13 protein-coding genes are annotated in these 11,649 nt (G+C 38.2%); 5 read left to right on the top strand and 8 right to left on the bottom strand.

Annotated elements, in window-relative coordinates; all coding sequences use genetic code 11:
* Nucleotides 1-480: a hypothetical protein gene (locus ACO6S2_RS19600; protein WP_422360258.1), complete on the bottom strand. Its 480-nt coding sequence runs from the start codon at nt 478-480 to the stop codon at nt 1-3.
* A gap of 104 nt (nt 481-584) precedes the next feature.
* On the opposite strand from ACO6S2_RS19600, the gene ACO6S2_RS19595 reads away from it, so the two are divergent.
* Nucleotides 585-1,097, top strand: coding sequence for a DUF4251 domain-containing protein (locus tag ACO6S2_RS19595; RefSeq protein WP_422360257.1), 513 nt, complete (start codon nt 585-587; stop codon nt 1,095-1,097).
* A gap of 216 nt (nt 1,098-1,313) precedes the next feature.
* Nucleotides 1,314-1,772 carry a hypothetical protein gene (locus tag ACO6S2_RS19590; RefSeq protein ID WP_422360256.1) on the top strand — a complete coding sequence of 153 codons (459 nt, stop codon included), beginning with the start codon at nt 1,314-1,316 and terminating at the stop codon, nt 1,770-1,772.
* Between the two features lie 13 nt (nt 1,773-1,785).
* On the opposite strand, the gene ACO6S2_RS19585 is transcribed toward ACO6S2_RS19590, so the two are convergent.
* The 3 genes from ACO6S2_RS19585 to ACO6S2_RS19575 all read right to left on the bottom strand — a co-directional run bounded on the left by ACO6S2_RS19585 (nt 1,786) and on the right by ACO6S2_RS19575 (nt 4,786).
* On the bottom strand, nt 1,786-2,250 hold the full coding sequence (locus tag ACO6S2_RS19585) for an OsmC family protein (protein WP_422360255.1): 465 nt from the start codon (nt 2,248-2,250) through the stop codon (nt 1,786-1,788).
* Nucleotides 2,251-2,310: 60 nt separating this feature from the next.
* Complete coding sequence (locus tag ACO6S2_RS19580; protein WP_422360254.1) at nt 2,311-3,987, bottom strand: alanine/glycine:cation symporter family protein; 1,677 nt, start codon at nt 3,985-3,987, stop codon at nt 2,311-2,313.
* Nucleotides 3,988-4,567: 580 nt separating this feature from the next.
* Nucleotides 4,568-4,786, bottom strand: coding sequence for a response regulator transcription factor (locus ACO6S2_RS19575; protein ID WP_422360253.1), 219 nt, complete (start codon nt 4,784-4,786; stop codon nt 4,568-4,570).
* Nucleotides 4,787-4,918: 132 nt separating this feature from the next.
* On the opposite strand from ACO6S2_RS19575, the gene ACO6S2_RS19570 reads away from it, so the two are divergent.
* Together ACO6S2_RS19570 and ACO6S2_RS19565 are read left to right on the top strand one after the other, a co-directional pair.
* Nucleotides 4,919-5,506, top strand: coding sequence for a Crp/Fnr family transcriptional regulator (locus ACO6S2_RS19570; protein ID WP_422360252.1), 588 nt, complete (start codon nt 4,919-4,921; stop codon nt 5,504-5,506).
* 67 nt (nt 5,507-5,573) lie between these two features.
* A complete protein-coding gene (locus ACO6S2_RS19565) occupies nt 5,574-6,134 on the top strand; it encodes a DinB family protein (protein ID WP_422360251.1) in 561 nt (186 codons plus the stop codon).
* Here the strand turns inward: ACO6S2_RS19565 and ACO6S2_RS19560 are convergent.
* The 3 genes from ACO6S2_RS19560 to ACO6S2_RS19550 all read right to left on the bottom strand — a co-directional run bounded on the left by ACO6S2_RS19560 (nt 6,131) and on the right by ACO6S2_RS19550 (nt 9,830).
* Nucleotides 6,131-6,784 (bottom strand): response regulator, encoded by a 654-nt coding sequence (locus tag ACO6S2_RS19560; protein WP_422360250.1) that lies wholly within the window; start codon nt 6,782-6,784, stop codon nt 6,131-6,133. The two genes, ACO6S2_RS19565 and ACO6S2_RS19560, sit on opposite strands and share 4 nt — an antisense overlap.
* Nucleotides 6,784-8,574, bottom strand: a complete 1,791-nt coding sequence (locus ACO6S2_RS19555; protein ID WP_422360249.1) for a tetratricopeptide repeat protein — start codon at nt 8,572-8,574, stop codon at nt 6,784-6,786. The genes ACO6S2_RS19560 and ACO6S2_RS19555 overlap by 1 nt, the downstream gene beginning before the upstream one ends.
* A 107-nt stretch (nt 8,575-8,681) precedes the next feature.
* On the bottom strand, nt 8,682-9,830 hold the full coding sequence (locus ACO6S2_RS19550; RefSeq protein ID WP_422360248.1) for a class I SAM-dependent methyltransferase: 1,149 nt from the start codon (nt 9,828-9,830) through the stop codon (nt 8,682-8,684).
* Nucleotides 9,831-9,888: 58 nt separating this feature from the next.
* Between ACO6S2_RS19550 and ACO6S2_RS19545 the strand changes: the two genes are divergently transcribed.
* Nucleotides 9,889-10,746 carry a glycosyltransferase family 2 protein gene (locus tag ACO6S2_RS19545; protein WP_422360247.1) on the top strand — a complete coding sequence of 286 codons (858 nt, stop codon included), beginning with the start codon at nt 9,889-9,891 and terminating at the stop codon, nt 10,744-10,746.
* Here ACO6S2_RS19545 and ACO6S2_RS19540 read toward each other — a convergent pair.
* On the bottom strand, nt 10,743-11,636 hold the full coding sequence (locus ACO6S2_RS19540; protein ID WP_422360246.1) for an SdiA-regulated domain-containing protein: 894 nt from the start codon (nt 11,634-11,636) through the stop codon (nt 10,743-10,745). The genes ACO6S2_RS19545 and ACO6S2_RS19540 overlap by 4 nt on opposite strands.
* Nucleotides 11,637-11,649 lie beyond the last annotated feature (13 nt).

The following is an 11,649-nucleotide window of genomic DNA, read 5'->3' as shown; positions in this document are numbered from 1 at the left end:
TTACTCATTGATCAATGAAATGGCTAGTCTAATTTGATTACGAAGTGGATGAAGGTATTCGGGTAAAGATTCCTCGTTCATATCTATGAGCCAAAAACGACCATCAGATAGCTGAAAATAGAGACCGCCGCCATCGGCTGCATCTGGTGCTCCGATTATTGTTTGGGTTTGATTCAAGAGCTCTGTTGGGACGTTGAAGTTTAAGTTGTTAAGTTTATCAAATTGAGCTTGATCAAGTTTCTTGAATTTCCCGTTATATAGCTGATCGCTATTTGGATAGAAGTCATTTGTGTCTTCAAATAAGTCTTCTCGAGTCAGCTTAAAAATTTCTATGCAATTCTCGCCTCCACAAAATCCATAGAAGTGACCGAAAATAATGTAATCACTTTCAATCTGGCCTGACCATTCTGATGAAGAAACTGATTCATCACACCCGAAGCCCAAAGTGGCTATTAAAATAATAAAGGTTAATTTTTTCATTGCGTATAAGTTTATATGCAAGACCCGTATATATTTTATTTGGTTGGAAAACGGATGTACATTTTGTTAAATTGTATCCTATTGACACGTGAATTATTATTCCTATGAAGTACATAATCATCTTTACTTTACTAATAGGTTTTAGCCAAGTCGCTGAAGCTCAATCCAAATCTGAAAAGAAACAGAAAAAGAAGGAGCTCAGAGCAAAGTCCTTTCTTGAACTAAAAGATTTTTTTGAAAAGAGAAATTTTCGTTTTGTGGCAGAATGGGCTAATACCCAAAAAGGAAGACGAATTAACTTAACAAGTAATCCTAATTCTTATATACAAAGAGGAGATACAGTAAATGCAAGCTTACCATATTTTGGTGAAGCTCAAGTGGCCACCATGAGCGGTGATGTTGGGATAAAGATTGAAAACATGGTGGTCGAGGAAGAGGTAGTGAAGATCAATGAAAAGAAGTATAGGATAGTTTATAGCTTTAAAGTTAAATCCACGAGAGGGGAAGGACTCAGTTGTATTTTTACCATTCAGGCCAATAGATCAGCTACCTTATCGGTCAGAAGTACTCAAAGAAACTTGATTTCCTATTCAGGTGAAATTAGCAATCTGGAATAAAGAGTATTTACAGTACTATTCCCTCAATAAATCGGCCTAGAAAGAAATAAAACAATAAATAATTGTATTATTTTAATATTTCTTAATTTCCTGTCGAAAAATTTTCCTCATTCATCGATTGCGCGCTTAGCAAATGCAAAAAAATGGCCTGATTTGTAATGGGTAGCTAGTTTAGCGTTTTGAGAGCCTGATAAAATACTTTCAAACCATTAGAAGATGAAGACCTTAACCACATTTTTAATCATTAGCCTGATATCAATTTTAAATGTCCAAGGACAGTTTTATTCAGGTAAGTTCAAGAGCGAACCAGCGCTTGAGGATTTTGATCATTTTGTGGTACACCAACATCCTCATCATCACAAGTACGGAGGTACTTTGGATGTGAGAGCATTTGTAAAGTCCGGGGAACTGTGGCGAAGTACGGCGAAACCAGTAGATGAGGATAAGGCAAAAGAGTTCATTGATAAATTTGGTGGTGATTTAGAAGTCTTATCTGTTTATGAGCTCGACATTGAGCTAGATGGAGAAGTGTGGGAGTTTTTTATGTTAGGGTATGAAAACGATCACAAGAAGGCCAGCTTTTTAGTAGTAGAAGAAATATTTGATAATATATATGACAGTGAGCCTGTGGAAGTACATACTTTCACCTGGGATCGAATCACTGCAAAGAGATAGCTGATTTTGGAATTTAGTGGATCAATGCTTCGTGTTTGACGGCACACTTGCAAGAATTTGCAATGAAGCACATTTGATTGGCCTTGTGGTGAAGCTGCAAGGCCAATTCCTTTTTAGACCTGTCTGCAATAGTGACTTGTGGACGGAGCAGAACTTCTGAAAAAGCACCACTTCCATCTGCACCTTCGATCATGATGCCTTCAGCTTGATCCTGATAATCAGTGACGACAATGCCTTCTACCGCACAGAGATGCAAATACCAAAGCATGTGACAACTGGTCAATGAAAACAAAAACAGCTCTTCTGGATTGTATTTGGAAGGATCTCCCATAAAGGCAGGGTCTGATGATCCTTCGATGGCAGGTTTGCCTGCTGCTTGCACCGTATAAGAACGATCATAAGTCTTGTAGCTTTTGGTTCCTTCTCCTTTATTGCCCGTCCAAATAAGTTGACTTTGATAGGTATGTGTTTTGGCCATGTTAAATTGCTTGAGTAATAAAAAAGCCCAACGAAATTCGATGGGCTTTAGGTTCATTTTTTACTCCGGCGTCTTTTCGTCCGGATATTCTTTTTTGAAATTGACCCAGAATTCGTCTAGTGTTGATTTCATGTCTTTTCTCAAATAGATCAACCCAAACAAGTTAGGAAGAGTCATCACTGCTATGGTGATAGCTGAGAGCGTCCAAATAATGGTAGTGTCAGTAAAAGCAGCGAAAAAGAAGGCTACCACATAAACCATTCTATAGTACTTTACTGATCCGCTCCCCCAAAGAAATGTCATGGCTCGATCTCCATAATATGACCAGGATATGGCCGTACTAAATGCAAATAGCAAAAGTCCAATAGAAACAATGTATTGCCCCCAGTCTCCAAAGAAACCTCTAGTAAAGGCGATAGTTGTAAGCGGAGCACTATGTACAAGAGATTTTCCAGTAAAGGTCACATTTAAGTCACTAGGCTTACCATCTAGAATATTAATTGTACCTGAAAATGGCTGACCATCCTTAAGAATGTTTATGTCTTCGGCTAGGGATCTGGCGTTGATAATGGAGATTTTATTCTGAATTGAGCCATTCACAACATCCAACTCTCCGCTAAATACGGGCAATGGTGCTTCACCAGAGATATGACCAAACAACTCTGTTTTTCCTTGGTCAGTTTGATCGGTGTATTCAGAGCCAACAAGAATGCTCATATCAGAAACCTGAAAGTCATTTACATGTTTTTCATTCCAAACCCCGGAAGAAAGTAGCACAAGGCCAGTTACTGTACAAATAACAATAGTATCAATGAAGGGCTCCAAAATGGCGACCATACCTTCAGATACTGGTTCATGACCTTTGGCAGAGGCATGAGCAATAGGTGCACTACCTTGTCCGGCCTCGTTTGAAAAGAGTCCACGATTAACACCTCTATTGAAGGCGAATGCGATAGATGCACCAAGGAAACCACCTGAGGCGGCAGACCCGGTAAAAAGATCTGCAAAAATTGAAACAAAAGATGATCCTACATTTCCAATATTATAGAAGATAACAGCAAAAGCTCCAATAAAATAGATCAAAGCCATTCCTGGTACCAGTTTTTCTGTTACAGCTGCAATTCTTTTAATACCACCGATAATAACAATGGCTAATAGAAAGGCTAATACACCCCCGGTAACCATGTGATCAATTCCGAAAGTGGCATTTAGTGAGTTTGAAATACTATTTACCTGAGGTAAACTGCCGGTGCCAAACGAAGAAAGTACAGTTGCAACCGCAAAAGCAGCTGCCAACCACTTCATGTTCATTTTATTCTTCATGAAATACATTGGGCCACCAGCCATCGTGCCATCAGCTGTTTTTTCTCTGTATTTGTGAGACAAAGTCACCTCTACAAACTTTGTACACATACCTACAGCAGCCGTCATCAGCATCCAAAAGAGCGCTGCTGGCCCTCCAATATGAATAGCCAAAGCCACCCCAGCTATGTTTCCAGTGCCTACTGTGCCGGACAGTGCTGTGGCCAGGGCTTGAAAATGAGAAGTGTCACCTTCATCATCAGACTTGTCAAATTTTCCTTTGACAACCTTAACGGCAAAGCCGAAATATCTGATTTGTGGAAATTTTAAATAAATGGTGAAGAAAAGTCCCGTGCCAAGCAAGGCATAAGGAAACCAAAAGGCACTTCCTATAAAACTATCGATGAGAAGTAAAAAATCGTTGAGTTGCTGCATAAGCTGGGGTTAATTAATTTTTTGTTTAGTTGTGACCGACAAAAATATAAAAACTGATAAGGAATAAAACTGAGAGGGGATTTATTATACCAATGGCGGAAATTTGAATTTATCGCCCTTATCGTAAGGCAAAGTTTAATTGCCCGAAATGTCTTCCATTGTCAATTGGATGAGGTACTGTAATGCGTGGTAATGGTATTGTAGGGTTTAGGACTTTTATATCAAAGCGTTAGTTTATGTCCTTTCAAGATTACATGTATTTGATATTAGTAGCTTCTATTTGTTTGGGACTGATTATGTTTTTCGCCCCTATAGGCCAATCAGACAAGCAATCAGAGCAATAAAAATACCTCCCGACTTTGCAGTCAGGAGGTTCTCACTAGCTCCACCTGTAACTTTAAGAGCTACTAATCAATTTCTATTTGCCGAATTGAACGTCATACAAGTATTGTAATGGTGAGCAAATAGATTAAGATTGAAAATACCAGCTTTAAGACTTTCATGCTTCATATGATTTTGCTTAAGTAATATTAAGTCTTGGATCGACTTAATGGAATACCTAGTTGTAGGTATATCTAGGCTATTTCTCTCCAGAATACCGAAAACCGTCTATCATTCCTTCTTGAATAGCGTATTTTGTTAGTCCAATAAGTGATTTAGTTTGAAGTTTTTTTCCTATGTGCTTTCGATGGGTATCTACGGTCCTTATACTTATTTCTAACTTTTCAGCTATCTCTTGAGAGGAAAACTCTTTAACAATCAAAGCCAGGATTTCTTTTTCACGTTCTGATAATTGCATCAACAGAAAAGTTATTAGACAATCAAAGATTGTTAGATATGAGATGCGCTTCAATCCGTATTGATAGGGATATTTAAGTCTGAGACTTATTGGTATTTTTAAAGACTTTTCGAATTAGATTTACCTTGATATATGGATGCAAAGTCACATTTAAAGCAAAAGGTCAATCAGCTCTCAGTTCTTACTGAAGAAGAATGGGCAGATTTTTCATCTAGATGGAAACCGCTATCTGTACGAAAAGGAGATTATATTATTCAAGTCGGTCAAACAGAAAAGTATTTTTACTTTGTTCATACTGGAGTGCTTCGGGCTTTTATGATTAATAATGGTATTGATGTGAGTGTTGGTTTTTCCTACGATGGAGATTTTTCAGGTGCTTATGACTCTTTTTTGGAACAAAAACCTACGGACTGGAGTATGCAGGCTACCACACCAGTAGAATTGTTGAGAATTGGATATGAAGACCTAATGCTCATGTTTGATAGCTATAAATCTGTTGAACGGTGGGGTAGAATTTTTAATGCTCAGGCCTTGATAGGCATAGCTAGACGACAGGTTGAGGTGCGTAGCTTTTCGGCAGAAGAAAGATTTGACCGATTGTTTCAGCAAAGCCCACACATTTTTCAGTTGGTATCTCAAAAACATTTGGCCTCTTATGTAGGGATGACACCAGAGACATTTAGTAGAATGAGAAAACAAAAGCTCGAAAAAAAGGATTGAATAGGCTTTCTTGATTTAGATCAATTTTTCAGAGCAAAGGACCTACTACTTTTACCAAAAAAGCGATATGAACAAGATAGAACTGATCAACTCACTCATTGCTGATACCCAAGAGGTGAAAAATGAAGCCTTAAGATTCTCTTCCTTAGGGAAAGGAGAATTACTTGCTAAACCGAGCCCTGAAAAGTGGTGTGTGCTGGAATGTATTGAGCACCTCAACATTGCCGATGCACATTATATTGCTCAGTTTGATAAAAAGCTTTCCAATGCACCTCAATCAGATCGACCTGACTTTAAACCAGGATGGATGGGCAACTACTTTGTGAAGATGATCAAGCCCAAGGAAGACGGTACGATTCCATCACCTATGAAAACAATGAGAAAGTTTGTTCCGGAGGTAAATGTTCAACATGATACGTTATCTAAATTTATTGAAGATCAGGACTATCTGATAGATGCACTAGAAAAGAGTAAATCATTAGACCTGAACAAGAACAAAATTACCTCTGCTATAGGGTCTATTGTGACTTTCAAGTTGGGAGATGCGTTTAGATTTTTAATAGGTCACAATCAGCGACACATTATTCAGGCTCAGCAGGTGTTGCAGCAATTAGAGACTGTTTCTTAGGAAGGTGATACCAGCTCATTTCGGAAAGCGAATTTGATCAGACCTACTATGGTTTTAGATTCTGTTTTTTTCAGAATGTGCTTCCTATGCGTGTCAACTGTACGCTTGCTAATGTATAAACGATCGGCAATTTCTTCACTGGAGAACTCTTGCACTATGAGTTGTAAAATCTCTAATTCACGCTCCGTGAGACACCGGGTTTCTTCAGCGACTTGTTTTTGTTTTTGTATTTTTTCCAGCATCAAGGACATGACTGCTTTGCTATAAAAGGTGCTGCCTTCGGTGATGCGGTCGAGTGCTTTAAGAAGTTCCTTTTTGCCCGTGTTTTTTAAAATATAACCTTCGGCTTCAGACATAAGAATTTCCCCCACGGTTTCACGATTGTTGTGCATGGAGAGTACCAGAACCTTTATGTCATGATATTTTTCTTTTACTATTTTCACCAGCTCAGCGCCGGACATCCCTGGCATGCTCAAGTCTGAGATCAGAATATCTATCTCATGGTTGGCTAGTAAATCCAACGCAGTTTGCCCAGCATTGGCGTGATATTTTATTCTGTACTTATCCTGACCAATGAGTAATGATTCAATACCATCGATGAACATCTGATGATCATCAACAATGAGTATATCGTAATTCTCTTTTTCCATCAGACTGCTAGTTTTAATGAGATTTCTGAACCTTCACCCAAATTGGATTTAATATGAACCTCACCGTTCAAAATTTCCATTCGTGAGTGAATGTTTTGCCACCCAATACCGTCTGATGTATTTATAATACTAGTATCGAATCCTTTACCATCGTCTTTTATGGTAACAACAAGCGCTTGATCATGATGTATGGTCAGCCAAATATTTTTAGCCTCGGCATACTTCAGTGCATTGTTCAGCACTTCTTGAATCACACGATACAGTGCAATAGCTTCACTTTCAGATAGATTAATTTTATCCATTGGTAATTCTGCATGTACTTTCACTTTGCCGGCATCATTGATGATGTGAATTTGCTCTTTGATGGCCGCTTCAAAACCGATAGAGATAAGTGCATTAGGCATCATATTATGAGAGATGTGCCGTACTTCTGTCACAGCTTCATCTATCAGCTTTATTGAATTTTCCCATTGCTTGGTCACGAGTTTTTCCACTTTGTCTTCCATGGCGGAAACGTTGAGCCGTGCTGTTGAAAGTAATTGCCCTAATCCATCATGGAGTTCTTGAGCAATGCGTTTGCGTTCTTTCTCTTCCCCTTCAATTAGAGATTTAAATCCTAGTTTTTGGTTTATCGCTTTTGCTTCAGCGAGAAGGGCGCGTTGCTTGTGTTGATATCGATTAAATAAAAGGAAGGCTGAAAGGAGTAGGAGCCCAGAAGTACCTGCTGTAGCAATGAAACGATTATTGGCTATTTGAACTTCAGTTTGCTTAAGTTGATTTTCGACGGATAAAAGTTCTATTTCTTTTTCTTTTTTCTCTGTCTCATATTGAATTGTAAGCGACTCGACATTTTTAATATTTTGAACATTGGAAATACTGTCTTTTATATTTGAATACTGAATATGGGCATTGAGCGCATTTTCAAATTGATTTAGATGACGATATACTTTTGTCAATTTTTCATAGCAATATTGGGCAGCATATGGATGTCCTATCTGTTTTTCTTTTAGTAAGGCTTTATTGAAAAAGTATATTGCCTTATTGAAGTTTTGCTGATGTGAGTAAAGTTCTGCCAGGTTTATGTAATTGCCCAACAATCCCTGTTGGTCATCTACAGCTAATCTATATTGAAGAGCTTTTGTCAAATTTTCCTCAGCAAGTGCATACGACTGTTTAGCTATTTGAATATTGGCTATGTTTTCTAGGCTATAGGGAATTCCAAGTGAATCATTCAAAGTTGTTTTGTAGTTCAAGCTGGAATTGTAGTAATGTAATGCACTATCAAGATTTTCATCCATTTCGTGAAGAACTCCAAAATTGTTATGAGCATTAGCCAATCCAATAGAATCATGATTGCTTTTTAATAGGGAGATCCCTAATCGCATATATTCAAATCCCTTGGCTAGATTTATTCTCTTATATTGATACCCTAATTCTGCATATTCCCTACCAGCCATGGCCCAATCTCCCATCTCTTCAAGTTGTTTAATACCAGATATTCGGTAGTGAAAACTGGAGTCATACTGTCCCTGATAATAGAAGATAAGCGCTAATTGAGTAGCTAGTTTTGGGATGATAGTATTGTAACTGAAGGAATCTGCTTTATTTAGTGCTGATTTGAGTAGAACTTTACTATTGTGAGTCTCATTCGTAAAGGAATTTAAGTCAACGAGTAGCAAGGTATCAAGGCACTTGGCATCTTCACAATTTGAAATGTATGCCTTAAGCTGGTCCATGGTTTGACCATGGGCAGCTGAAGTGATATTTAATGTCGTGAGTAGTAGTACCAAAGACCATGTTGATCTTGGTAGTATTATTTTGGACAGAGCAAACATGGCTATTTCCTTTTCAAGTAGAATAAAAGCTGAATTCGCCGGTTGAATGGGTTATGACTAATTTAAATCAATTGCTCCAAATACTGGAAGTCTATATGATATTCTTTTTTTAGGGCATCTATCTTTTCTTTTGCTGCTTGCTCGTTAGTTTGCTTTGACCTGGCCCCAATGAGCATGATGTTTTTTCTAGTGTGCTCATTAGAAACAAATTCGAAGACCTTGGATTGATAGCCATGCTGCTCTAATAAGAGTGCCCTAATCGTATCAGTGACCATTTCGAAGTGTCGCTCCTGAAAAATACCGTATTTCAATAATGGATTTTCTTGCGTCTTGCCTTTTACTTGTTGACGGACTTGCTTATGACAGCAAGGAGCGCATACGATGAGTGCTGACTTTGCCGTGATGGCCTTAGCTAATGCATCGTCTGTGGCAGTGTCGCAGGCGTGTAAAGCGATCAAGATGTCTATATTCTCTTCCTCAAATTCTTCAATTCTTTGATTGATGAATTGTAGCTGTTCGAAACCACATTTTTCTGCTTTTTGGTTACAGAAATCAACCAACTCTTGACGAAGTTCAATACCTGTGATGGTGACATCAAGCCCCTTTTCTCGCTGAAGAAAATCATAAAGGGCAAATGTGAGATAGCCTTTGCCTGAGCCCATGTCCACCAACTTTAGTTTTTTCTTTTTGATATTGGCTTCTATCTGGTGATCCATAATCTCCAGGTATTTATTAATCTGGCGGTATTTGTCAGCCATTTTTGGAATGAGTTCACCATTGGATGTAGTAATGCCTAACTCAAATAGGTACGGAGCGTCTAACGGAGCTCGTTTTTGTTTTTCTTTGTTGTGTGTGGTGGACTTGGTCGATGTTGAGGCCTCTGATTCAATGATAGTAACTTTGCCTTTTTTATTAATCATTAACTGCCAAGTGGCCTGGCCCGTAAGTAAAGTAGCATGTTTGAATTTTTCAGTCAAATGGCTCTCTAGTTCCTCCAGTCCATCTTTTATTTCGAAATTTTTGGTAAGATCTTTTGTAAGGTGACGATAGTTGAATGAGAGCTTTTGATCTCCTTTCAAGTCTATTGCCCGAATGAATATGTTTTGTAATCCATTGGATTTGTATCTTGGTTTACTCAGTGTGAGTTTAGTAAACCGATTTGAATTTATGGTCTCTCTTACCTTTTCTACAAACTCCTCTATGCTATTCATAGCGCAAAAGTAACAGGTTCTCGTTTTTTTGACTTTTTTTGAGTCACATTCCTTTTTTATGAAAAAAGTATCTGTCGTCATTCCTACTCATAATAGACCGGATTTGTTGAAAACAGCCGTTGATTCTGTGTTGAAACAAGGTATGAAGGAATTGGAGGTTATTATCATTGATGACTATTCAGAAGAAAAATACTTATCAGGTTTAGAGCGCTTAGCTAGAGGGGACGATCAAATTAATGTTGTTCGAAATAACAAAAACCTGGGTGCTGCAGCTTCTAGGAACAAAGGGCTTGAATTGGCTACTGGTGAATTTGTCTTGTTTCTTGATGATGATGATATTTTATTACCAGGCATGTTGAGCAAGTCACTGGATGCGCTATCTGAAAGCCGTCTTGATTTGGTTTCGTGTAGATCAGTGGTGGTAGGGGATGACCTCACTAACAGCAAATTGAAGAGATATAATCGACAGCAAACGAATTTGCTCAACACTTATCCCATGTACAGCCAGCCTGTAGAACACATCTTCCTATACACCCCTCAGATTCATACTTTCTTGATAAGAAGAGAAGTTATTCAGGAAATTCGGTTTCCTACTGATTTGAAATATGGAGAGGACTTGATGTTTTGGCTTACCCTTGTTGACAAAGATATTCGATGTAAGAAACTAGATTTTGTAGGTTGCGAGTATAGGATACAGAAAACTAGCCTTTCTCATATGGCAGGCTATAAGTCAAAAATGAGTTTTTATAAAAATCTCTTGATCAGAATGGAAGGAAACAAGGTGATTCAGAACCTTTGCTGTATAAAAATGGCTTACATCTGTTTATCAACAAGAAACTTGAACTTTTTTGGATGGGGATTCAAAGCTTTATCCAATCCACATTTACTGTTCAAGCATATCAAGGCGCTTTGTTAAAATCCCTTTGGTCTTTTAAACTTTAAAATTACTGGGGCATTGCCCTTCATTTGATAGGTCTTTTTTGCGTGCTCGCTAGCCATATGGCCGTTGTTGTCGAGACCTACCCAGATTTCATCATCCAAAAGTAAAAGGGCTTCGGCCATTCCGTACTTTTCGTTGGTGTAGAGTTTACCATCGGGATGACTTGCTATATGTTTGTAGTGATATTTTTCAACAACTTCTTTTTTTAGCACATCCACTTTGGTGATATAGTTTCCGTTTCTTTCAAGCAGGTATAGGAATCCATTTTGAAATTTGGCATCCGAAAAATCATTGCTATCCTGTTGGGGAATATCAAACTGCTCCAAAATTTTCCAGCTGTTCATATCCACGCTTATAATGTTTCTTGGTTGACGCTCCTTTACCAAATACATGATTTGTTTGTCACAATCAATTGTTAGCCCTTCCCATCCTGCATTTTTCCAGGTTCCAGGTTTTAGATTGTAATCTTCAAAATTGATGGGCAGGTTAGTCAAATCGTTCGACTCAGGATTTAAAACATTAATTGATCCCGTAAATTCGTTGGCTAAATAAAAGGCACCTTGGCAATAATCAATGGCTTCTAGATCTAATCGCTCAACACTTGAAATGTCTCTCGCACTATCTACAAACCAGTTTTTTTGATCGAATGATATGGAATAAAGGAATGTATTCCAGGGCTTATCGGCCACCACATAGATGGAATTATCTACTTGTGCAATGCCACTAAAATCAAAATTTAGCGTGTCGGTTTTTTCCAGTTGATGAACTGATAACAGCTCTAGTTTTGGATATCCGTTTTTTATCTCTGGCGTATAAATCCAGTGACAGCTTAGTAGTAATACCAGGCTTAAGGTTAATGTTCTCATTTTACGCTACTGA

This window comes from Reichenbachiella sp., from assembly GCF_965233835.1.
Lineage (GTDB): Bacteria > Bacteroidota > Bacteroidia > Cytophagales > Cyclobacteriaceae > Reichenbachiella.
This window is presented reverse-complemented; position numbering and strand designations above follow the sequence as displayed.